This window comes from Amycolatopsis eburnea (genome assembly GCF_003937945.1).
Classification (GTDB): Bacteria; Actinomycetota; Actinomycetes; order Mycobacteriales; family Pseudonocardiaceae; genus Amycolatopsis; species Amycolatopsis eburnea.
Genome location: NZ_RSEC01000058.1, coordinates 1354642 through 1377210, shown reverse-complemented (window position 1 = coordinate 1377210; position 22569 = coordinate 1354642). Strand labels below are relative to the sequence as shown.

The following is a 22569-nucleotide window of genomic DNA, read 5'->3' as shown; positions in this document are numbered from 1 at the left end:
CGTGACGTTCCTCTACGTCGTGCTGGTCCTGGCATCGGCGGCGATGCTGCTGGCCGGGATCGCCGAACAGCGCCAGCACTACAAGCACCTGCACAGCATCCCGACGCGCGTGCTCGTCAACGGCATCCGCGGCAAGTCGTCCATCACCCGGCTGTGCGCGGGCGCCCTGCGCGGCGGCGGGCTCGTCACCACGGCGAAGACCACCGGCACCGCGGCCCGGTTCATCCACCCGGACGGCAGCGAAGAGCCGGTCTACCGCAAGTTCGGCATCGCCAACGTCGTCGAGCAGATCGGCATCGTCCGCCGCGCCGCCGCGTACCGGCCGGACGCGCTGGTCATCGAGTGCATGGCCGTGATGCCGGACCTGCAGGAGATCAACCAGAGCAAGCTCATCCGCTCGACCATCGGCGTGCTGTGCAACGTCCGCGAGGACCACCTCGCCGAGATGGGGCCGACCCTGGACGACGTCGCGCGGTCGCTGTCGCGGTCGATGCCGGTCGGCGGGATCTGCCTGACCGCCGAGAAGGACCGGCTGCACATCCTCCGGGAGGAGGCCGCCAAGCGGGACTGCGAGCTCATCGCGGTCGACCCCGAATCGGTCTCCGACGAGGAGATGCGCGGCTTCGGCTGGATCACCTTCAAGGAGAACGTCGCCATCGCGCTGGCCGTCGCGGACCTGCTCGGCGTCAACCGGCAGCTCGCGCTGGACGGCATGTGGGCCGCGCCGCCGGACCCCGGCGTGCTGCAGGTCCACCGGTACCGCGCCGGGCGCCGCCACCTCCGCTTCGCCAACGTCTTCGCGGCGAACGACCCCGAATCGACGTTGATGAACATCGACCAGCTCCGCGCGCAGGGCGCGATCACCGACCCCCTGCACGTGATCATCAACTGCCGCCCGGACCGCGTCGAGCGCAACGGCCAGATGGGCGCGCTGATCCCCCGCATCGCGCCCGAACGCGTCGTGCTGATCGGCGAGCCGACGCGCAGCGCCCGCGTCGCGATCCCCAGCGAGTGGCACGACCGCGTCGTCGACCTCGGTGGCTCGCGCTCGCCGCGGGAGCTGCTGCGCGGGATCGTCGGCGGCGTCGAGCGGCAGGCGTCGCTGATCGCCATCGGCAACATCCACGGCCAGGGGGAACTGCTCATCGAGGAACTCGCGAAACTGGAACCGGTCGCCTGATGCTCACCACGTCCCTCGCCCCCGAGGTCGCCACCGTCGGGCTCGCCATCGGCCTGCTGCTGTCGCTGGTCTGCTACCTGACGACGAACCTGTCCCCCGGCGGGATGATCACGCCCGGCTGGATCGCGCTGACCATGGTCGAGGACTACCGGCGCGCGGCGATCATCGTCCTGATGACGGCGCTGACCTTCGGCGGCACCAAGCTGCTGCAGCGCATGGTGATCCTCTACGGCAAGCGGCTCTTCGCGGCGGTCGTGCTGCTCGGCGTCGTGCTCCAGACGACGTTGCTGCTGTTCCTCCAGGCCGACTTCCCGCTGCTGTTCGTGCACCAGACGCTCGGGTTCGTGGTGCCCGGCCTGGTCGCCTACCAGCTGGTCCGGCAGAAGCCGGTGGCCACGATGCTCGCCACTGGCGGCGTCAGCCTGGCCAGCTACGCGGTGCTGATCAGCGGTGTGCTGGTCGGCCTGGTCCCCACGGTGTGAGGTGACGATGCGCAAAGCGGTCCGGATCGGCGTCCTCGCCGCGGTCATCGGCGTCTCCGGCACGGCGGCGGTGTACGTCGCCACGCAGGACCGCCCGGACATCACGGCCATCTCGGCGTCCCCCGCGGCCTCGGGCGCGGCCGTCACCGGCGGCTACACCTACGACCGGCTGGACCACCCGGCCCGCACGATCGTCCGCGACGCGGCGGGCGCCCAGCTCGCGTCGTTCACCGACGGCTCCCGCACGGTCATGCTGACCGGCCGGTCCCGGACGTTCACCGAGCCGAAGTTCACCACCGCCGGCGTCACGACGACGGCCTGGATCCGGCTCGCGCCGCAGGCCTGGCAGGCGGGCGCGGAGAAGGAGAAGTGGTTCGCCGACTGGCTCCCGAAGGCCGCCGCCGACACCGGCCCGGACGTCCTGGCGATGGCGCTGCAGTACACCGACGGCGCGGCCGACCAGGTCGTGAAGAAGCTGCGCGTGGCCGGGGACGCCAGCTTCGGCCCGGACAGCGCCGAGGGCAGGCTCGAGAAGTCGGATTTCTACGACTACCTGGGGATCGGCTGGGACTTCCCGGACGGCGTCCACGAGGCGGCGGAACCGCGGCGCGCCCGGTCCCTCGACTGCTCCGGGTTCGTGCGGATGGTCTACGGCTACCGGGCGGGCTACCCGCTGCTCGGGACGAACAAGAAGGGCCCCGGCCTGCCGCGGCGGGCGTGGGCGCTGGCCGAGCTGGGGCCGGGCACCACGCTGATCCCCGACGAGAAGAAGCAGGCGACGGACTTCAGCGCGCTCCAACCGGGTGACCTGCTGTTCTTCAACCTGGAGCCGCAGCTCGGGCCGCAGGTGTCGCACACGGGCATCTACCTGGGCATCGACGGCGACGGCCACCACCGCGTGCTGTCCAGCCGCAAGGTGGCGAACGGCCCGACCTTCGGGGACGCGGGCGGGGTGTCGCTGATCGACGGCTCCGGGACCTACGCGAAGGCGTTCCGCACGGCCAAGCGGCTCTGAGCCACGCACGTCACCTTGACGCCGGGTCGGCCGCACCGGAGAGTGAGGCGGAACCCACGCGTCGGCAGGTGGAGGAACCCGGTGGGAGTCCGGGGCGGTCCCGCCACTGTCAGCGGAGCGATCTCCGCGAGCCAGGAACTCCGGCCGGCGCGACCGTCGACCCGGGGCGCGGACCCCGAGGAGGAACCTCGTGATCCTGCTTCTGTCCACTTCGGACACCGACCTGCTCAGCGCGCGTTCGGCCGAGGGCGAGTACCGGCTGGCGAACCCGGCCCGGCTCGACGTCGCCGAGCTGCCGGGCCTGCTCGAGGACGTGCGCATCGTGGTCGTCCGCATCCTCGGCACCCCGCGGACGTGGCAGGACGGCCTCGACACGCTGCTGGCGTCGGGCGCGCACGTCGTCGTCCTGGGCGGGGAGCAGACGCCGGACGCCGAGCTGATGAAGCTCTCGACCGTCCCGGCGGGCATCGCCGCCGAGGCCCACGCCTACCTCGCGCAGGGCGGCCCGGCCAACCTCACCCAGCTGCACCGGTTCCTCTCCGACACGCTCCTGCTCACCGGCGACGGCTTCGAGCCGCCCGCCGAGCAGCCGTCGTGGGGCGTCCTCGAGCGGCCGTCGCGCGCCGAAGGCCCGGTGGTCGGGATCCTCTACTACCGGGCGCACCACCTGTCCGGGAACACGCAGTTCGTCCACGCGCTCGCCGACGAGATCGAGGCCGCGGGCGGGCGCGCGTTGCCGATCTACACCGCTTCGCTGCGTACGCGCGAGCCGGCGATGATGGCCGAGCTGGCTTCCGTCGACGCCCTGCTGGTCACCGTGCTCGCGGCGGGCGGCACGCGGCCGTCCGAGGTGGGCGCGGGCGGGGACGACGAGGCCTGGGACGTCGCCGAGATGGCCGCGCTCGACGTCCCGATCCTGCAGGCGCTGTGCCTGACCAGCGACCGCGAGACGTGGGCGGCCAACGACGACGGGCTCTCCCCGCTCGACGCCGGCAACCAGATGGCCGTCCCGGAGTTCGACGGGCGGCTGATCACGGTCCCGTTCTCGTTCAAGGAGCTGGACGAAGACGGCCTGCCCCGGTACGTCCCGGACGCCGAACGCGCGTCCCGCGTCGCCCGGATCGCGCTGGCGCACGCCCGCCTGCGGCACACGCCACCCGCCGAGCGGCGCATCGCCCTCATGCTGTCCGCGTACCCGACCAAGCACTCCCGCGTCGGCAACGCGGTCGGGCTGGACACGCCCGCGTCCGCGATCGAGCTGCTGCGGCGGATGCGCTCGCTGGGGTACGACCTCGGGCCGGACGCCTTCCCGGGCGTCGACCCGACCGGCACCGACCAGCCCGACGGCGACGCCCTGATCCACGCGCTGATCGCGGCCGGCGGCCAGGACCCGGAGTGGCTGACCGAGGAGCAGCTGTCCGGGAACCCGATCCGCGTCCCGGCCGCGCGCTACCAGGCGTGGTTCGACGCGCTGCCGGAAGAGCTGCGCCAGGGTGTCGAGGAGCACTGGGGTCCGGCGCCGGGCGAGCTGTACGTCGACAACGGCGACATCGTGCTCGCGTCGCTGCAGAGCGGCAACGTGATCATCATGATCCAGCCGCCGCGCGGGTTCGGCGAGAACCCGGTGGCGATCTACCACAACCCGGACCTCCCGCCGAGCCACCACTACCTGGCCGCCTACCGCTGGCTGGAGGAGGAGTTCGGCGCGCACGCGGTCGTCCACCTCGGCAAGCACGGGTCGCTGGAGTGGCTGCCGGGCAAGACGGCCGGGCTCTCGGCGTCGTGCGCGCCGGACGCCGTGCTCGGGAACCTGCCGCTGGTGTACCCGTTCCTGATCAACGACCCGGGCGAAGGCGCGCAGGCGAAGCGGCGGGCGCACGCGACGATCGTCGACCACCTGATCCCGCCGATGGCGCGCGCGGAGTCCTACGGCGACCTGGCGCGGCTGGAGCAGCTGCTCGACGAGCACGCGAACATCGCGGCGATGGACCCGGCGAAGCTGCCCGCGATCCGCGCCCAGATCTGGACGTTGATCCAGGCCGCGAAGCTGGACCACGACCTCGGCGTCGAAGAACGGCCGCACGACGCGGAGTTCGACGACTTCCTGCTGCACATCGACGGCTGGCTGTGCGAGGTCAAGGACGCGCAGATCCGCGACGGGCTGCACGTCCTGGGCGCGGCACCCACCGGCGAGGCCCGCGTCAACCTGGTGCTGGCGATGCTGCGCGCGTCCCAGATGTGGGGCGGCAAGCAGGGTGCGGTACCCGGCCTGCGTTCGGCGCTGGGACTGAAGGAAGACGCGCCGATGTCCGAAGTGGACGCGGTCGAGAAGACGGCGCGGGAACTCGTCCAGGCGATGGAGCTGCGCGGCTGGGACGCCACGGCGGTCGCCTCGGTGGCGCCGGACGAGCAGGTCGCGAAGGTGCTTTCCTTCGCGGCGGAGGAGATCGTCCCGCGGCTGGCGGGCACCACCGCGGAACTCGACTCGGTGCTGCACGCGCTGGACGGCGGCTACATCCCGGCCGGGCCCAGCGGGTCGCCGTTGCGCGGGCTGGTCAACGTGCTGCCGACCGGGCGGAACTTCTACACCGTCGACCCGAAGGCGATCCCGAGCCGGCTCGCCTGGGAAACCGGGCAGGCGCTGGCGGATTCGCTGCTTCGCCGGTACCGCGAGGACACCGGGGACTGGCCGCGCTCGGTCGGGCTTTCGGTGTGGGGCACGTCGGCCATGCGCACCTCGGGCGACGACGCCGCGGAAGTCCTGGCCCTGCTGGGGGTCCAGCCGTTCTGGGACGAGGCGTCGCGGCGCGTGACGGGCATCGAAGCGATCCCGCTCGCGGAACTCGGCCGCCCGCGCATCGACGTCACGATCCGGATCAGCGGCTTCTTCCGCGACGCGTTCCCGCACGTCATCACGATGCTGGACGACGCGGTCCGGCTGGTGGCCGCTTTGGACGAACCCGCGGACCAGAACTTCGTGCGGGACCACGTTTCGGCGGACCTGGCCGCGCACGGCGACGAGCGGCGGGCGACCACCCGGATCTTCGGCTCGAAGCCGGGCGCGTACGGCGCGGGCCTGCTGCCGCTGATGGACTCCGGGAACTGGCGCGACGACAAGGACCTCGCGGAGGTCTACGCGGTGTGGGGCGGTTTCGCCTACGGCCGCGACCTCGACGGCCGCCCGGCGCGCGAGGACATGGAGAGCTCGTACAAGCGGATCGTCGTCGCGGCGAAGAACACGGACACGCGCGAGCACGACATCGCCGACTCGGACGACTACTTCCAGTACCACGGCGGGATGATCGCGACGGTCCGCGCGCTGACCGGCTCGGCCCCGGCGTCGTACGTGGGCGACAGCACGTCCCCGGACGCGGTCCGCACCCGGACGCTCGGCGAGGAGACCGCCCGCGTGTTCCGCGCCCGCGTGGTGAACCCGCGCTGGCTGGCGGCGATGCGGCGGCACGGCTACAAGGGCGCGTTCGAGCTGGCGGCCACCGTGGACTACCTGTTCGGCTTCGACGCGACGGCCGGCGTCGTCGGCGACTGGATGTACGAGAAGCTGACCGAGTCCTACGTCCTGGACGAAGTGACCCAGGAGTTCCTGCGCCAGGCGAACCCCTGGGCGCTGCGCGGCATCGTGGAACGGCTCAACGAAGCGGCCGACCGCGGGCTGTGGGAGGAGCCCGACCCCGCGCTGCTGGAGAAGATGCGTGAGGTCTACCTGTCCTTGGAAGGTGATCTCGAGGCGGAGTAGAAACGCCCGGGAAACGCGGGCCCGGGTTGGGTGGGCAGCATGATCACCGCCGCTCCCCCGAAGACCCGCTCCTGGGCGCTTCCCCTCATCTGCCTCGGCGCCGCCGTCCTCTACGCCTGGAAGATCGGCGACGGCCAGCTCGGCAACACCTACTACTCGGCCGCCGCGAAGTCGATGACGAGCGGCTTCACGAACTTCCTCTTCGGCTCCTTCGACCCGTACGGCGTCGTGACAGTCGACAAACCGCCGTTCGCGTTGTGGCCGCAAGCGCTTTCCGTGCTCGTCTTCGGTTTCCACGGCTGGGCGCTGCTGCTGCCGCAGGTGCTCGAAGGCGTCGCGGCGGTCTTCCTGCTGCACCGGACGGTCCGGCGGTGGGCCGGGGAGAACGTCGCCCTGCTGGCGGCGGCGATCCTCGCGCTCACGCCGGTGACCGTGATCATCAACCGGGACAACAACCCCGACACGCTTCTGGTGCTGTTCCTGGTCGCCGCGGCGTACGCGGTCACGCGGGCGCTCGAGGACGGCCGGAAGTGGCTGTTCTGGTGCGCGTTCTTCGTCGGCTGCGGCTTCCTGACGAAGATGCTGCAGGCGTGGATCGTCGTGCCCGCACTGGTCGCCGCGTACCTCGCCGGGACGTCCGGGCCGCTCAAGCGGCGGCTGCTCGACGTGCTCGGCGCCGGCGCCGTGCTGATCGCGTCGTCGTTCTGGTGGATCGCCCTGTACGACTGGTGGCCCGGCGCCAAGCCCTACATGGGCGGCAGCGCGGACGGTTCGGCGTGGGACCTCGTCTTCGGCTACAACGGCTTCGGGCGCCTCTCCGGGAACGGCGAAGGCGGCGGCATGATGATCATGCGCAATGGCGAGCAGACGATGTCGTCGTTCGGCGGCGATCCCGGGCCGGGCCGGATGTTCAACGACCTCGTCGGCGGGCAGATTTCGTGGCTGCTCCCGCTCTGCCTGCTCGTCCTTGTCGTACTGGGCCGCCGGTGGCGCGACGCCGGCTGGCTGCTGTGGGGCGGCTGGCTGCTGGTGACGACCGCGGTGTTCAGCTTCGCCGGCGGCATCTGGCATCCGTACTACACGACGGCGATGGCTCCCGCCGTCGCCGCGGTCTCCGCCGCCGGGCTGGCACTGCTGTGGCGGCGGCACCGGCGGACGCTGCTCCCGCTCGTCATCGCGCTGACCGCCGCCTGGGCGTTCGTCCTGACCTCGCGGGACACGACGTTCCACGGCTGGACGCGCTGGGCGGTGCTCGGCACGGCCGTCGCGGCGATCGCGGGCCTGCTCGCGGTCCGGAGCCGGACGACGCTGGTCGCCGGGCTGGTCCCGGTGCTGCTCACCCCGGCCGTCTGGTCGTACGCGGCGGCGCAGAGCACGTCGGCCGGGACGCTGCCCGCCGCCGGCCCGGCCACCGGTCCTGGCGGTCCGACCGGCCCCGCCCCGGTTGTCACCGGTCCCGGCTCCCCGCCGCCCCCGGGCGGCGCGGCCCCGCGGCTGATGATTTCGGGCGGCGACGGCACCACGACGTTGACCGACGAGCAACGGCGGATCCTCGGCTACGCCGCCCGGAACGGCACCGAGATCACCCTCGCGGTGAACGCCGAGGCGGGGACGGTCGCGCCGTTCCTCATCGAGTCGGACGCGACCGTGATCGGCATGGGCGGGTTCGGCGGCCGCGACGACGCGCCGTCGACCGCGCAGCTCGACCGGTGGCTCGCGGAAGGCAAGCTGCGGTTCGTGCTGAGCGGCTCCGGCGCGGGTCCGGCGGGTCCGGCCCGGAGCCCGGCCCAAGAGGCGCGCGGCCGCTGGATCGAGCAGCACTGCGCGGCCGTCGACCCCGCCGAGTACGGCGGCCGGTCCGGCCCGGGCGCGGGTCCGGTGCGGATCGGCGGCGCGGACACCCTCTACCGCTGCTAACGGCGAAGAAACACCGCCGCGGCGATCATCGGGACATGCGGGTCCTGGTGGTGGAAGACGAGCCGATGCTCGCGGACGCGATCGCGGAGTGGCTGCGCGAGGACGCCCACGCGGTCGACGTCGCCCACGACGGCGGCGCGGCGCTCGAGCGGATCGCCGTGCACGACTACGACGTCGTCGTGCTCGACCGGGACCTGCCGGTCGTGCACGGCGACGACGTCTGCCGCGAGCTGGTGGGCGCGGGGGTGACCACCCGGGTGCTGATGCTGACGGCGGCCGCGGAGGTCACCGACCGGGTCGCGGGCCTGTCACTGGGCGCCGACGACTACCTGACGAAGCCGTTCGCGTTCCCCGAGCTGGCCGCGCGGATCCAGTCGCTGGGCCGCCGCTGCCGCCCGGCCGCGCCACCGGTGCTGCGCCGCTCCGGCGTCACCCTCGACCCGGCGCGCCACGAGGTGTTCCGCGACGGGCGGTACCTGCCACTGTCCAAAAAGGAGTTCGCCGTGCTCGCCGAGCTGCTGCGCGCCGACGGCGCCGCCGTGTCCGCGGAACACCTGCTGGAGAAGGTGTGGGACGAGCACGCCGACCCGTTCACCGGCGCGGTCCGGCTCACGGTGCTGAAGCTGCGCCGCAAGCTCGGCGATCCCCCGCTGGTGGAGACGGTCACCGGCGTCGGCTACCGCCTCCGGTGAACCTCCGCCTGCGGCTGACCGTCCTGTACGGCGGCCTGTTCCTGCTGGCGGGCGTGGCCCTGCTCGGCGTGACGTACCTGCTGTTCACCCGCCAGGTCGGCCAGCGGGTGGCGATCATTTCGGGCACCCCGCCCCCGGGCGCCGCCCCACTCCCGTCCCTGGCGGCGCTCGACGACCAGGCCCGGCAGCTGCGCGCGGCGGCGGCGACGTCGTTGCTGACGCAGGGCGCGGTCGCCCTCGCGGCGGTGGCGGTACTGGCGGCGGCACTGGGCTGGCTGGTGGCGGGCCGCGCACTGGCGCCCCTGCGCCAGGTGACGGAGACGGCCCGCCGCATCGCCGCGGCCGCCGACCCGGGCGGCCACGCGCGGATCGCGCTGCGCGGGCCGGAGGACGAGGTGAAGGACCTGGCGGACGCGTTCGACGTGATGGTCGAGCGCCTGGACCGGTCGTTCGACGCCCAGCGCCGGTTCGTCGCGAACGCGTCCCACGAGTTGCGCACCCCGCTGACGTTGAACCGCTCGGTGGTCGAGGTGGCGATGCACCGCAGAACCGCGTCGGACGACGTCCGCGAGCTGGGGAGCAAGCTGCTGCACATCAACGCGCGGCACGAACGGCTGATCACCGGGTTGCTGCTGCTGGCGAAGTCGGAGAGCGCGCTGACCGAGCGCTGCCCGGTCGACCTGGCGGCGCTGGTCGCGCACGTGGCACCCGAGGACGTTTCGCAGCATCTGGCGGAGGCGTCGACGATCGGCGACGCGCTGATGCTGGAGCGGCTGGTGCACAACCTGGTGGAGAACGCCCTCCGCCACAACAACGACGAGAGCTGGGTGGAGGTGACCACCCGGACGGCACCGGGCCGCGCGGAGCTTTCGGTGGCGAACAGCGGCCCGGTGATCCCGCCGGCGGACGTACCGGCGCTGTTCGACCCGTTCCACCGCCGGGCCCGGGTGGCCGCGGAAGGCGCGGGGCTGGGGTTGTCGATCGTCCGCTCGGTAGCCCACGCGCACGGCGGCGACGTGGTGGCGAGGGCACGACCGGAGGGCGGCCTGGTGGTGACCGTGTCACTGCCCGCGGCTTGAGGGTCGCGGTGCGGCGACGCCTCGGCGGTCGCATCACCCTCGCGGTGTCGTTCCCCGGACCAATTTCGGATATCTCGGCGCGTTTCGCCCACGCCCGGCGGCGATCCACCCGTTGTGCCTTGACTTCGTCAATGGTCTAGTCCAATGATCTGTCCACCCTCGATCCCCACCGGGAGGACAGCTCATGCGCAAGAGCAGACTGGCCGCCATCGGGCTCGCCGCCGCCACGTTCGCCGCCACCGCCGTCAGCCTCGTGCTCGGCGCGCCCGCGGCCACCGCGGCGTTGAGCAACAACTGGTACGCCGCGGCGCCATACCTGATGCCCCAGAGCAACAACCCGCCCGATCCGGTCACCGTGATGAACGCGACCGGGCTCAAGGCGTTCCAGCTCGCGTTCATCCTGGCGCCGAACGGCGGCGGCTGCAGCCCCACCTGGGACGGCACCGACCCGATCGCCACCGACACCACCGTCGCCGCCGCGATTTCGAAGATCCGCGGGGCGGGCGGGGACATCTCCGTCTCCGTCGGCGGGTACGGCGGCACGAAGCTCGGCCAGACCTGCGGCACGGTCGCCGCGACGGCGGCCGCGTACCAGCAGGTCGTCACGAAGTACTCGCTCAAGGCCATCGACTTCGACCTCGAAGAGCCCGAGTACGAGAACACCGCGGCCATCGCGAACGAGCTCGGCGCGGCGAAGACGTTGCAGGCCAACAACCCCGGCCTCTTCGTGTCGGTGACCATGCCGGGCACCGCGGCCGGCACCGGCTGGTTCGGCACGCAGCTGCTCGACCAGGCGAAGTCGATCGGGTTCACGCCCAACAACTTCTCGATCATGCCGTTCGACGGCGGCTTCAACGGCGGCTCGTCGCAGGTGTCGGCGCTGGAAGCCCTGCACGGCCTGCTGATGTCGCACCTGGGCTGGGACAGCGCGACCGCGTACTCGCACGAGGGTTTCTCGGGCATGAACGGCAAATCGGACGCGGCCGAGATGTTCTACACGTCGGACTTCCAGACGGTGTACGACTACGCGACCAGCCACGGTCTCGGCCGCTTCACGTTCTGGTCGGTCAACCGCGACCGCGCCTGCGTCGGGACGACCGACAACGGCGTCTGCAGCAACGTCCCGCAGAACGACTGGGACTTCACGAAGTTCAGCGTCCGCTTCGCGGGCGCGACGCCGCCCCAGACGACCCCGACCCCGCCGACCACCACGACCCCGACCACCCCGGGCGGCGGTTCGTGCACCGCGGCCGAGTGGGACCGGACGAAGGTCTACGTCAAGGACAACGTCGTGTCGCACAACAGCCACAAGTGGACGGCCAAGTGGTGGACGCAGGGCGAGGAGCCCGGCACCACCGGCGAATGGGGTGTCTGGCAGGACAACGGCGCCTGCTAGCCGGCGCGCGTCAGAAGTCGAGGTGGGTGTTCTCGCGCTGGACCTCCGGGGTCAGCGCGGGCACCTCGACGACGTGCCGCCCGGCCTGCCGCAGCAGCTCGGTGCCCTGGGCGTCGACGAAGACCGGCGGCTCGCGCCACGCGAAGACGACGCGCGGGATCCCGGCGTCGAGGATCAGCTGCGTGCAGCTGCGCGGGTGCGAGCTCCGGTTGCTGCACGGCTCCAGTGAGCTGTAGATGGTCGCCCCGGCCAGGCGCGGGTCGCCGGCGCACTTGGCGAGGGCGGCTTCTTCGGCGTGGTTCGACGGGTCGCCCTCGCCGGAGTGCCCGGTGGCGATGACCTCGCCACCGGCGTCGGTGATGACGGCCCCGACCCGGAACGTGTGGCTGGGCGGGCACTCGGCGGCGAGTGCAATGGCTTCCTTGAGCCGCCGGACGTCCGGCCCGTCCGGCTCGGCCGCGGCGCGGTACTCGAGGATCGCCATCCCCTGCAGTTCCCGCACCCCGGCGAGGGTGAGCGGCCGCGGGTAGAGCCCGGGCCCGACGAACCGCGGCGCGCCCGGCTGCCCCACGAAGAACGGCGCGATCGCGAGCCGCAGCTCGTCGGCGAGGCCTTCGGTGAGGAACCGGGTGTGGATCCCGCCGCCGCCTTCGACCAGCAGGTTTTCGATGCCGCGCTGCCCGAGGTCGTCGAGGACGCGCCCGAAGTCGGGCGGGCTCCCGGCGTCCACGACGGTGGCGACTCCCTTCAGGTCGTCCGCCACGCCCGGCGGCGCGTAGACGATCTTTTCGCTGTCCCCCACGGTGAAGAACCGCGAGTCCGCGTCCAGTCCGCGGGTGGTCACGGTGACTTTGACGGGCTGCTCCGGCTTTCCCCGGTCCAGCCGCTGCCGCCGCAGCTCGGGCGACCGGACGAGCAGCCGCGGGTTGTCGGCCCGCACCGTCCCGGCCCCGACGAAGATCGCGTCCGCCTCGGCCCGCAACCGGTCCACGACGGCGAAATCGTCCTCAGTGGACAGCACGAGCCGCTCGGGCGAGGTGTCGTCGAGGTAGCCGTCGAGCGACTGCGCGGCGGACAGCAGGACGTGCGGCCGGGAGATCACCCGGCCCAGTATGCCGTAACGCCTCCGGCCGCCCGGGCGTCCTACGACGTATCCCTGTCGAGCCCATCCCCCGGAGCTGCGGAACATGACGACGCGAGGCTGGTACAAGGAGCGGACGCTCACCACGGTCGACACGGTCGGCCGGGAAGTGTCGGTGACCACCGGGCTCACCCGCGACCCCGAAGGCCGCCTGGTCGCCGCGATCGCGATCAGCGACGGCCCGACCGCCATCTACCGCCACGCCGCCGACCCGGACGACCGGACGGAACTCCTGGCCAACGTGACGGAAACCGTCAAGGAGCTGAAGAAGCTGGCGCACGTCCCGCCGCGTTAGGGTCCGCGGCCCGGAACCGGCCGAGCAGCTCCTGCCCGGCCGGTGAGTCCGCGTCGAACCCTTCGAGGCCGGTCTGGGCGCCGCCGGCGAAACCGAGCGCGTTGTGGCAGCGGAAGCAGAAGGCGATCTCGAAGAGGACGCCTTCCGCGCCGTGCGCCCGGAGCGCGTACATCGGGTGGTAGCACCGCATCATCCCGGCCTCCGGGAGGTCGGTGACGAGCCCGACGAGCGCTGTCGCGTCCGCGCCCGTCACCGACTCGAGGACGGGCCCGGGCACGGTGGTCCACCGTTCCCACTCCCGGTCGCCTTCGACACGGATGAGGTCCGCGCGCCGGACGTCGCCCGGCACGTCGATCGGCAGCCGCACCGTCAGGCCGGGAGGACGGCGTACTGGCGGACGTAGAGGTCCGTGTACGTCACCGGACCGCGGGGGCCGGGCACCTTGTCCAGGTTGATGCCGGTCTCCGGGACCGCCAGCATCTTGAAGCCGTCGAGGAGGCGGGTCGGGGCGTTCCAGAAGACGCCGGTGCCGGTGTAGCCGTCGAAGAAGGCGTCGGCGGCCGACTCGTCCTCGGTGGCGATGCCCGCCGCCAGGCCCGACGTCTGCTCGTTGGCGATCCCGACCGCGTCGGCGAGCGCGCCGACCTTGGCCACCGTGACGGTCGCCTCCCGGTCGGAGTCCAGCGCCCACTCGTAGCCGATGGCGTGCTCGTGCGGCGCCAGCGACGGCGTGACACCCCGCTCGGCCAGCGCGTCCGAGATCGACGGCCAGACCTCGTCGTGGATGTCCTCGTGGATCAGCAGCAGGTTCAGCCGGTTGCAGACCCCGAGCCGGTCGAGGCTGTTGTAGACCAGGTCACGCGCCTTGGTGACGTCCGCGCCGCGGTCGACGTAGAGCACGCCGCCGCCGTCGGCGTGGGCGAGCGTGCGCACGCCGTGGACCGCCGCCTCGGTGGCGAGCGCCCGGGTGCTGTCGCCGCTGCCGCGCAGGATCACCAGCGGCACCAGGTCCGGCAGCCGGACCAGCGCCGACGCCGCCTCGCGCTCCACCCGCGGCACCAGCTGGACGCAGTCGGCGTCGATGCCCGCCTCGGCGAGCGCGGGCGCGATGACGACCTCCCGCAGCCGCTGCGCCGAACCGAGCGCGGCCGAACCCGTGCGCAGGACACCGGCGTTGCGCGACTTCACCAGCTGCGACGCCACGTCGACGGTCACGTTCGGCCGCGCCTCGTAGTTCGCGCCGATGACGCCGACCGGCCGCCGCCGCTCGACCAGCCGCAGCCCGCCGTCCAGCGTGGACACCTCGACCGAGCGCTCCTGGTGCGGCGCGCCGGCGAGCAGCCGCAGCTGCTCGGCCATGCCGGTGAGGCGCTCCGGGGTGATGGTGAGCCGGTCGAGCAGACCGGCGCTCATCCCCTCGGCCTTCGCGCGTTCGACGTCGGCCTGGTTCGCCTCGAGGATCTCCTCGCGGTGCGCGAGCAGCCGCTCGGCCATCCCGGTCAGCGCGGCGTCGACGGCCTCGGCGGAAGCGGCGGCGAGCGACGGCGCGGCCAGCTTCGCCGCCCGTGCGCACTCCTCCACGGCCTTGGCGACCTCGTCCATCGTTCGTCTCCCTCCGCGCGGACCAGCGAGAGACCAGTTTGCCGCATGGGCTCGCTCAGGTGGCCACGGGCTCCAGGAGCCACAGCCCGCCGGCGATCAGGCAGCTGACCGTCGCCACCGCGAAGACCAGCACCCACAGCACCGGCGGCACCGCGGTGAGCCGGCCGAGCTGGTCGGCGTCGGAGTCCCGCGCCTGGCCGCGGCGGCGCTTGGCCTGCAGCTCGGCCACCGGCCGCACGCCACCGAACAGCAGGAACCAGGTCACCAGGTAGCTGAACGGCGCCTGCACCTCGACCGGCGCGACGAACGCGACCAGCGCGAGCACCACGGCACTGGCGACGACGGTGAACACCCCGTAGGCGTTGCGCACCATCACCAGGACGCCGAGCAGCAACAGCGCGATCAGCACGAGCACGGTGCCGACCAGGTCGTTGCCGAGCAAGCTGGCGAACAGCAGCCCCAGCACCGACGGCGCCAGGTACCCGGCCATGGCGGTGAACGCCATGCCCGGCCCCTCGGGCTTGCCGCGCGAGACGGTGACGCCCGAGGTGTCCGAGTGCAGCTTGATGCCCTGCAGCCGGCGCCCGACGAGCACCGCGGCCAGCGCGTGCCCGGCCTCGTGCACGATCGTGACGACGTTGCGCACCAGCCGCCACGGCCTGCCGCCCACGAGGACGACCAGCAGCGCCACGCCGCCGGCGACCAAGGTGATCACCGCGGGTGCCTGGGCCTGTTCGAGCAGCGAGCCGGCCGACGAGGTGCCGGCCGCGGCCGTCCGGAGGGCTGACAGGACGTCACCGGCGGTGCTGCCGAGCGCGAGAGGAACGGGCAAGCTCACCCGGATACCTCACCACAGGCGACATCTGGCTACGGTGAGTCCCCGCCGACAGCGGTTTCGCGGGCTCCGGTAGTGGGTCGTGGTGGTCTCCTTTCCGCCGGTCGTGGTCGAGGGAGGGCGATGGACAGGTTCGAAGCGAAGAGCTTCGCGCTGATGCCCGGTCAGCGGGTCGAGGCCGAGGTCCTCAGCCACCACCCGTGGGGTGTGCTCGTCGAGATCGCGGGCCACGAGGACGACGGCCTGTCGGCCTCGATCGACATGATCGAGCTGTTCTCCTCGCGCACGAGCAGCCACGAGGAACTGCTCGCGCTCTTCCCGCCGGTGGGTTCGCGGGTCGACGCGGTGGTCCAGCGGATCACCCGCTGGCACCCGCCGGTGTCGGTGCGGCTCAGCATCCGCGCCTCGGACCTGGAGGCGCTGACCTGGCCCTGCGACTTCTGCGGGGAACGCACCACGCTGAGCCCCGGCGGGGACGCCCTCGTCCTCGACGCGCGCAGCAACAACGGCCCGGGGAGCTGCGGCATCGTCGTGCACCGGCGGTGCCTGGCCCAGCGGATCCGGCCCGGGAACGCCGGCGAGCGGGCGCGAGCGCTCACGATCGGTGAACGCGACTGGGACTCTCCTCTCGGTTGACTCCAGGGTCCCGGCAAAGTCGCGCCGGGGTGGGCCTACAGCGTCCTGAATGAGTCATTCCGGACGCCGGAAATGCTGCCGCCGACTCAGGCCGGGTCGGCGGTCCGGCGACTTCTGCCGGAGCCCTGCGGTTGACGCGGTGGCCGGGTCAACGGGACTCCCTCAGCCGGGCCTCGCCTTCGACGCGGAACAGGAACGACACCCAGCTCCGGAACGGGGCCCAGGCCTCCGCGATCTCCGCCAGCTCCGGCACGCCCGCCTCCGGCAGGTGGTAGGCGTCGCGCATGATCTCGTGGAGCCGGCCCTCGTCCTGGGGGAAGATGTCCGGGTGGCCCGCGCCGCGGATCAGGATCAGTTCCGCGCTGAAGCGGCCGATTCCCGGGAGCAGCCGCAGCTGGTCCAGTGCTTCGTCCGGGGACATCGCCCGCAACGCCGCCGCGTCCAGCGCTCCCGCGGCCGCCGCCTCGGCGATGCCCCTCAGCCGCTGCATCTTCTGGCCCGACAGGCCCGGCAGGTACTCCAGCTTCGCCAGGACCGCCGGGGGCGGGAACGACCTCAGCGCGCTGCCGCCGACGTCGACCTCCGTGCCGTGGCGCTCGGTCAGGCGACGGCGCAGCCGGACCGCCTGGGTCATCCAGACCCGGTGGCTCAGCACCGCCCAGCACGCCGCCTCGTACGGCGAGGCGAACAACACCGGCCGCAGGCCCGGGCGCAGCTGCTGCAGCAGGGACACCACCGGGTCGCGGGCGCCGGCGGCCGGGAACTCCGTGCCGTCGAGGTCCAGCGAGCACATCCGCCGCACCTGGGCCAGCACCGCCGCCGCGTGCTCGGGCGGGCCGTGCACCTCCACCGCGACCGCACCGGGCGATCTCTGCCGCAGCACGGCTCCCACCGGCGTCCACTCGCCTTCGAGCGGGAAAGCGACGCGCAGCGCGCCCGCCTCCGCCCCCGGCTGGCCGGCCGGGCCGAAGCCGGTCAAGAAGCCGGCCGCCGCGGCCAGGTCGAACTCGCCCCGCACCGTGATTTCGCTGTCCACCATGGTGATCGTCATCTGTCCTCCTCGGATCGGGAACCTCGCCTGCGACGCTAGGAAGGACCACCGACAATTCCGGGACTCGAACGCCTGAGCCCGGCATTGTTCACCCGATCGAGTACCGGAGATTTGACATACTGCCGGTATTCGAACCCCGGGAGAGGCCATGCCGACCAGCCGAATAACCGCCCTCGAGCGGCTGACCGCCCTGCTCGAGACCCCCGCGGAAACCCGCGACGGCTACCTCGACCTGCTCGGCACCGCGGACCAGGCCGGTCCGCCGACCGGGCTCACCCAGCGCCTGATGCGCACGACCCTGCTCCCGCAGGTCTACGAGCGGTATTGGCGTCCGGCGCTCGGCCGCGCGCTCAAGGGCCCGCTCGGCCCGAGCATGGCCGGCGAGGTCCGCCTCGCCACGAAGCTCCTCGGCCTCGAACCCGGGCACACCGCGCTCGACGTCGCCTGCGGCACCGGCCGCTTCACGCGCGCGTTCGGCGCGGCCGTCGGCACGGGCGGGCTCGCGATCGGGCTCGACGGCGCCCGCACGATGCTCGCCAAAGCCGTCGCGGAGGACGGCCCGGACAGCGTCGCCTACCTGCGCGCGGACGCGGTGCGCCCGCCGCTGAAGGAGTCCACAGTGGACGGCGTCTGCTGTTTCGCCGCCCTGCACATGTTCGCCGAACCGGAAGCCGCGCTGGACTCCTTCGCTCGCGTGCTGAAACCCGGTGGCCGGATCGTCCTGCTGACCAGCGCCCGCCACGGCTGGCAACCCGCGCGTCTGCTCGACTCGGCAGGCGGCGCCCTCAGCGGGCAGAAGATGTTCGACCGCGGAGAAATCGGGGCGAGCCTGCGCGCCCGCGGCTTCACCGGGATCACCGAACGGTACGCGGGCGTCACGCAGATCGTGGCGGGCCGGCTGGGCTGAGCACCGCGGATTGTCGGTGCCGCCGGTTAGCATCGCCCCATGACCCACCACGAGCCCGTCCCGCCCGACGACAGCTACCTGCGTTCCCTGGTCGAGGCCACCGCCGACGCCGTCGCGGCCGCCGAACCGCTGTCCTCGCCGCACACCGGCGCGGACGAGGCGACGCGGGCCGAGGTGACCGCCGCGGTCGAGCGCAGTTCACCCGATCTGGTGGCGTTGAGCCAAGATCTGCACGCGCACCCCGAGGAGGGGTTCGCCGAGCACCGGTCGGTCCGGGCGCTCGCGGACCTCCTGAAGCGCCACGGCCACGAAACGACCGTCGGGGTCGGCGGGCTGGACACCGCGCTGCGCGTCAGCACGCCGGAGCGGGACGGTCCGCACATCGCCGTCCTCGCCGAGTACGACGCGCTGCCCGGGCTCGGCCACGCCTGCGGCCACAACGTCATCTGCACGACGGCCGCGGGCGGGTTCCTCGGCGCCGCCACCGTCGCCGAACGGCTCGGCGGCCGGGTCAGCCTGATCGGCACGCCGGCCGAAGAAGGCGGTGGTGGCAAGGAGATCCTGGCCCGCGCGGGCGTGTTCGACGACGTCGACGCGGTGATCATGCTGCACCCGTTCAGCCACGACATCGCGCTCCACCCGTTCCTCGGCCGGCGCCAGCTGGAGATGGTCTTCCACGGCGTCGGCGCGCACGCGTCGGCCCAGCCGTTCATGGGCCGCAACGCCCTCGACGCCGCGGTCGCCGCCTACCAGGGCGTTTCGGCGCTGCGGCAGCAACTCCCGCAGAGCGACCGCGTCCACGGCGTGTTCACCGACGGCGGGGCCCGGCCGAACGTCATCCCGGCGCGGGCCGCGCTGCTGTTCTACCTCCGCTCCCAAAGCCCGGAAACGCTGCGCGACCTCGCCGCCCGGATGACGTCGATCGCGGAAGGCGCGGCGGCGATGACCGGCTGCGGCGTCGAGCTGATCTGGGACGCGCAGGCGGCGTACCTGCCGATCCGGTTCAACACCGCGCTCGCCGGGCGCTGGACGGCCAACCAGCTGGGCACCGGTCGCAAGCCGCTGCCGCCGGGCATCGTGCCGGAGTCGCTCACCGGCTCCACGGACCTGGGCAACCTGTCCTACCGCATGCCCGCGCTGCACCCGATGCTCGCCGTGTCGGGGCCGACGGTCGCCTTGCACACCAAGGAGTTCGCGGCCGCGGCCGGCTCGGCCACCGGGGACGCCGGGGTCCGCGACGGCGCGCTGGGCCTGGCCCTCACCGCCGCCGACTACCTGGGCGACGCCGAACTGCGGCAGGCGGTGCACGACGAGTTCGAAGCGGCGGGAGGGGCGTTGGACGTGCCGTCGTTCTTCGGCTGAGAACCACCTGAGTTTTCTCAGCTGATTCTTCTCAGCAAAGCCTGAGGTATTTCCACAGGCTGCTCACAAGCACGGGCGCGAATCTTGTTCCATGACCGAGAACGAGAGTCGGCCCGGCCCCGCCTCACCCGGTGGGCACCAGCCGCACCAGAGCACTCAGCAGTACGGGCCGTACGCGCAGCAGCAGTACGGCTACCAGCACCAGGCCGCGCCGAACCCTCTGTTCACCCCGCAGCAGCCCGGGCCGGCGCCCACGGCGCTGAAGACCAAGCCGCGCAAGGGCGGCCGCGTCGCCCTGATCGTGAGCGCGACCGCCCTCGGCGCCGCGCTGGTCGGCGGGGTCGGCGGCGCCGCGATCGTCGGGCTCACCACGAACTCGGCGGACGGCACCACGACGTCGGTGAGCACGCCGGCCGCGAGCGGGCAGCCGGTCGCGAACTCGACCTCCGGTGACGTCAGCGGTGTCGCGGCGAAGGTGACGCCGAGCGTCGTCCAGATCAACGTGACCACCGACCAGGGCGAGGCCATCGGCTCCGGTGTCATCCTGACCTCGGACGGCCGGATCCTGACGAACGCGCACGTCGTCGACGGCGCCCAGAACGTCGTGATCACGACGTCCGACGGCAAGAAGTACCAGGCCAGTGTGGTCGGCGCGGACACCAAGGCGGACATCGCGGTGGTCCAGGCCAAGAACGCCAGCGGCTTGACGGCCGCCACTCTGGGCGACTCGAGCAAGCTGGTCGTCGGCCAGTCGGTCGTCGCGATCGGCTCGCCGGGCGGGCTGCAGAACACCGTCACCACCGGCATCGTCAGCGCGCTCAACCGCAACCTGTCCGACATCGGCGAGGGCCAGCAGCAACAGCAGTCGCCGTTCAGCCGCACGTCGAACCAGGCCGAGAACTCGCCCAGCTACACCGCGATCCAGACGGACGCCTCGATCAACCAGGGCAACTCCGGCGGCGCGCTGGTCGACGCCCAGGGCAACGTCATCGGCATCAACTCGGCGCTCTACAGCCCGACGGCGTCGGCCAACGGCTCGGCGGGCAGCGTCGGGATCGGCTTCGCCATCCCGATCAACGACGCCAAGAAGATCGTCGACCAGATCGTGAACAACTAGGACGCGGACGGGCCGTTGTCGGGGCGGTCCGTCCCACCCGCTTCGGGGAGCGGGGACGAGCGAAGGCCGTTTCGAGAGTCAATCGGGGGCTCTCGAAACGGCCTTCGCGCGGTCTACAGGTCGTAGCTGAGGACCAGCGTGTGGTTCTGCTCGGCGTCCATCTCGATGTTCGCCGTGCCGGCGATCCCGGTCAGCTCGCCGAAACCCGAGCCGGTGAGGATCTTGAGCGTCAGGCCCGAGTCGTCCGCGGTGTGGTGCAGGACGAAGCCGCCCTTGCGGCCGTCGACCGAGACCGTGAGACGTTCGAAAGCGACGTACGCGCGCGAAGTCGCGTTGGACGCCGTGAGCATCTCGACGGTGCTGGTTCCCTCGACCGCGCCGGTGAACGTCTTGGCGATGGCCACCCGGGCGAACTCGGTGCCGCCGGCCTCGTCGGTCGCCTGCGGCTCCCACTTGTCGAGGACGAACGACGCGGTGGCGGTGCTGGTCATGGCTTTCCCCTGTCTCGATTGGTGGAGCCAGTTTCGCAGCGATACCTGACAGGTTGCGTCAGGTTTTGTCAGCGCCTCCGGTTGCCGAACAGCCCGCGCGTGATCTCCCGGCCCAGCGCGCTGGCGGCGGAGCGCATGAACGACTTCACGGCCGGGTTCTTCATCGCCGACTCGATGAACCCCGGATCGTCCTTCTCCTTCGCGGGCGCCGGAGCGGCCGGCGGGGGCGGCGCGTCCGGCGCGGCCTCGGGAGCGGGCGCGGCGACCTTCGCGGCCAGCTTCTCGTACGCCGACTCGCGGTCGATCGTCTCGCTGTACTTCGCGTGCAGGTCGGACGACGCGACGGCCGCGGCGACGGCCTCCTCGCCGATCGAGCCCATCTTCGACCGCGGCGCGCGCAGCCGCGTCCACGCCACCGGCGTCGGCGCGCCCCGCTCCGACAGCACCGTGACGATCGCCTCGCCGATGCCCAGCGACGTCAACGCCGTGTCGAGCTCGTAGAACTTCGTCTTCGGGTACGTCTTCACCGTCTTGGCCAGCGCCGCCTGGTCGTCCGGCGTGAACGCCCGCAGCGCGTGCTGGATCCGGGCGCCGAGCTGCGAAAGCACGTTGTTCGGGATGTCCGTCGGCAACTGCGTGCAGAAGAACACGCCGACGCCCTTCGACCGGATCAGCTTCACGGTCTGCTCGATGCGCTCGAGGAACGCCTTCGACGCGTCGTTGAACAGCAGGTGCGCTTCGTCGAAGAAGAAGACCAGCTTCGGCTGCTCGAGATCGCCTTCCTCGGGCAGCTCCTCGAACAGCTCGGCCAGCAGCCACATCAGGAACGTCGAGAACAGCGCCGGCTTCGCCTGCAGGTTGTCCAGCTCCAGCAGCGTGACGACGCCCTTGCCGTCGTTCTGCCGCATCAGGTCGTGCACGTCCAGCTCGGGCTCGCCGAAGAAGTCTTCGCCGCCCTGCGCTTCGAGGTTCGACAAGGCCCGCAGGATCACCCCGGCCGTCGCCGCCGACACCCCGCCGATGCCCTTGAGGTCCGCCTTGCCCTCGTCGCTGGTCAGGTGCGTGATCACCGACCGGAGGTCCTTCGTGTCCAGCAACGCCAGACCACGCTGGTCCGCCCAGTGGAAGATCAGCCCGAGCGTCGACTCCTGCGTCTCGTTCAGGCCGAGCACCTTCGACAGCAGCACCGGCCCGAAACTCGTGATCGTCGCCCGGATCGGCGAGCCCTTCCCGCCGGTGCCCAGCGAGAGGAACTGCACCGGGAACGCCGTCCCCGCCCAGTCGTCACCCAGCTCCTGCGCGCGCTTCGCGACCTTGTCGTTCGACTCCCCGGCCGCGGCGAGCCCGGACAGGTCGCCCTTCACGTCCGCGAGCACCACCGGCACCCCCGCCGCCGACAACTGCTCCGAGATCAGCTGCAACGTCTTCGTCTTGCCCGTCCCGGTCGCCCCCGCGACCAGCCCGTGCCGGTTCAGCGTCGCCAACGGCAGGCGCACCGCGGCCGCGGCGTCGGCCGCCCCGTCGATCACCACCGCGCCCAGCTCCAGCGCGGCGCCTTCACTCGCGTAACCCGCGGCGATCTCGCTCGCCGGCGACCCCTGCTCCGTCACTCGCAAC

The 22569-nt window shown here is 72.1% G+C and carries 20 protein-coding genes and 1 riboswitch; of the genes, 13 read left to right on the top strand and 7 right to left on the bottom strand.

Annotated features, from left to right (window positions below):
• Position 1: 1 nt before the first annotated feature.
• The 8 genes from pgsB to EIY87_RS31595 all read left to right on the top strand — a co-directional run bounded on the left by pgsB (position 2) and on the right by EIY87_RS31595 (position 11515).
• A complete protein-coding gene (pgsB, locus tag EIY87_RS31630) occupies positions 2 to 1180 on the top strand; it encodes a poly-gamma-glutamate synthase PgsB (RefSeq protein ID WP_125313443.1) in 1179 nt (392 codons plus the stop codon).
• Positions 1180 to 1662, top strand: a complete 483-nt coding sequence (locus EIY87_RS31625; protein WP_125313442.1) for a poly-gamma-glutamate biosynthesis protein PgsC/CapC — start codon at positions 1180 to 1182, stop codon at positions 1660 to 1662. Before pgsB ends, EIY87_RS31625 begins: the two co-directional genes overlap by 1 nt.
• 7 nt (positions 1663 to 1669) lie before the next feature.
• Complete coding sequence (locus EIY87_RS31620) at positions 1670 to 2677, top strand: NlpC/P60 family protein (RefSeq protein ID WP_125313646.1); 1008 nt, start codon at positions 1670 to 1672, stop codon at positions 2675 to 2677.
• 71 nt (positions 2678 to 2748) lie between these two features.
• Positions 2749 to 2818: riboswitch (cobalamin riboswitch) on the top strand.
• Positions 2819 to 2867: 49 nt separating this feature from the next.
• Positions 2868 to 6431 carry a cobaltochelatase subunit CobN gene (cobN, locus tag EIY87_RS31615; RefSeq protein WP_125313441.1) on the top strand — a complete coding sequence of 1188 codons (3564 nt, stop codon included), beginning with the start codon at positions 2868 to 2870 and terminating at the stop codon, positions 6429 to 6431.
• Positions 6432 to 6470: 39 nt separating this feature from the next.
• Positions 6471 to 8348: an ArnT family glycosyltransferase gene (locus tag EIY87_RS31610; RefSeq protein ID WP_125313440.1), complete on the top strand. Its 1878-nt coding sequence runs from the start codon at positions 6471 to 6473 to the stop codon at positions 8346 to 8348.
• Positions 8349 to 8383: 35 nt separating this feature from the next.
• Positions 8384 to 9040 carry a response regulator transcription factor gene (locus tag EIY87_RS31605; RefSeq protein ID WP_125313439.1) on the top strand — a complete coding sequence of 219 codons (657 nt, stop codon included), beginning with the start codon at positions 8384 to 8386 and terminating at the stop codon, positions 9038 to 9040.
• Positions 9037 to 10119: a sensor histidine kinase gene (locus EIY87_RS31600; protein WP_125313438.1), complete on the top strand. Its 1083-nt coding sequence runs from the start codon at positions 9037 to 9039 to the stop codon at positions 10117 to 10119. The genes EIY87_RS31605 and EIY87_RS31600 overlap by 4 nt, the downstream gene beginning before the upstream one ends.
• Positions 10120 to 10303: 184 nt before the next feature.
• Positions 10304 to 11515: a chitinase gene (locus tag EIY87_RS31595; protein ID WP_125313437.1), complete on the top strand. Its 1212-nt coding sequence runs from the start codon at positions 10304 to 10306 to the stop codon at positions 11513 to 11515.
• A 10-nt stretch (positions 11516 to 11525) separates the two neighbouring features.
• On the opposite strand, the gene EIY87_RS31590 is transcribed toward EIY87_RS31595, so the two are convergent.
• Positions 11526 to 12617 carry a dihydrofolate reductase family protein gene (locus EIY87_RS31590; RefSeq protein ID WP_125313436.1) on the bottom strand — a complete coding sequence of 364 codons (1092 nt, stop codon included), beginning with the start codon at positions 12615 to 12617 and terminating at the stop codon, positions 11526 to 11528.
• An 85-nt stretch (positions 12618 to 12702) separates the two neighbouring features.
• Between EIY87_RS31590 and EIY87_RS31585 the strand changes: the two genes are divergently transcribed.
• Positions 12703 to 12951 (top strand): hypothetical protein, encoded by a 249-nt coding sequence (locus EIY87_RS31585; RefSeq protein WP_125313435.1) that lies wholly within the window; start codon positions 12703 to 12705, stop codon positions 12949 to 12951.
• On the opposite strand, the gene EIY87_RS31580 is transcribed toward EIY87_RS31585, so the two are convergent.
• The 3 genes from EIY87_RS31580 to EIY87_RS31570 are packed head-to-tail and all read right to left on the bottom strand — an operon-like array spanning position 12911 to position 15391.
• Positions 12911 to 13318: a hypothetical protein gene (locus EIY87_RS31580; RefSeq protein ID WP_125313434.1), complete on the bottom strand. Its 408-nt coding sequence runs from the start codon at positions 13316 to 13318 to the stop codon at positions 12911 to 12913. The two genes, EIY87_RS31585 and EIY87_RS31580, sit on opposite strands and share 41 nt — an antisense overlap.
• A gap of 2 nt (positions 13319 to 13320) precedes the next feature.
• Positions 13321 to 14553 (bottom strand): aldehyde dehydrogenase family protein, encoded by a 1233-nt coding sequence (locus tag EIY87_RS31575; protein ID WP_125313433.1) that lies wholly within the window; start codon positions 14551 to 14553, stop codon positions 13321 to 13323.
• A gap of 55 nt (positions 14554 to 14608) precedes the next feature.
• The gene (locus EIY87_RS31570) at positions 14609 to 15391 is read right to left on the bottom strand and encodes a M50 family metallopeptidase (protein ID WP_125313432.1); all 783 of its coding nucleotides are present in this window, start codon (positions 15389 to 15391) and stop codon (positions 14609 to 14611) included.
• Between the two features lie 120 nt (positions 15392 to 15511).
• On the opposite strand from EIY87_RS31570, the gene EIY87_RS31565 reads away from it, so the two are divergent.
• On the top strand, positions 15512 to 16024 hold the full coding sequence (locus EIY87_RS31565; protein ID WP_125313431.1) for a hypothetical protein: 513 nt from the start codon (positions 15512 to 15514) through the stop codon (positions 16022 to 16024).
• A 148-nt stretch (positions 16025 to 16172) separates the two neighbouring features.
• On the opposite strand, the gene EIY87_RS31560 is transcribed toward EIY87_RS31565, so the two are convergent.
• Positions 16173 to 17075, bottom strand: coding sequence for a DNA-3-methyladenine glycosylase family protein (locus EIY87_RS31560; protein WP_125313430.1), 903 nt, complete (start codon positions 17073 to 17075; stop codon positions 16173 to 16175).
• A gap of 148 nt (positions 17076 to 17223) precedes the next feature.
• Here EIY87_RS31560 and EIY87_RS31555 point away from each other — a divergent pair, with 148 nt between their 5' ends.
• From EIY87_RS31555 to EIY87_RS31545, 3 genes are all read left to right on the top strand, one after another.
• Complete coding sequence (locus tag EIY87_RS31555) at positions 17224 to 17982, top strand: class I SAM-dependent methyltransferase (protein ID WP_125313429.1); 759 nt, start codon at positions 17224 to 17226, stop codon at positions 17980 to 17982.
• Between the two features lie 39 nt (positions 17983 to 18021).
• A complete protein-coding gene (locus tag EIY87_RS31550; RefSeq protein WP_125313428.1) occupies positions 18022 to 19344 on the top strand; it encodes a M20 family metallopeptidase in 1323 nt (440 codons plus the stop codon).
• Between the two features lie 91 nt (positions 19345 to 19435).
• The gene (locus tag EIY87_RS31545; protein WP_125313427.1) at positions 19436 to 20461 is read left to right on the top strand and encodes a S1C family serine protease; all 1026 of its coding nucleotides are present in this window, start codon (positions 19436 to 19438) and stop codon (positions 20459 to 20461) included.
• Between the two features lie 113 nt (positions 20462 to 20574).
• Here the strand turns inward: EIY87_RS31545 and EIY87_RS31540 are convergent, their stop codons facing one another.
• Both EIY87_RS31540 and EIY87_RS31535 read right to left on the bottom strand, forming a co-directional pair.
• Complete coding sequence (locus EIY87_RS31540) at positions 20575 to 20952, bottom strand: DUF3224 domain-containing protein (protein ID WP_125313426.1); 378 nt, start codon at positions 20950 to 20952, stop codon at positions 20575 to 20577.
• Positions 20953 to 21020: 68 nt separating this feature from the next.
• On the bottom strand, positions 21021 to 22562 hold the full coding sequence (locus tag EIY87_RS31535; RefSeq protein ID WP_125313425.1) for a helicase HerA-like domain-containing protein: 1542 nt from the start codon (positions 22560 to 22562) through the stop codon (positions 21021 to 21023).
• Between the last annotated feature and the right edge of the window lie 7 nt (positions 22563 to 22569).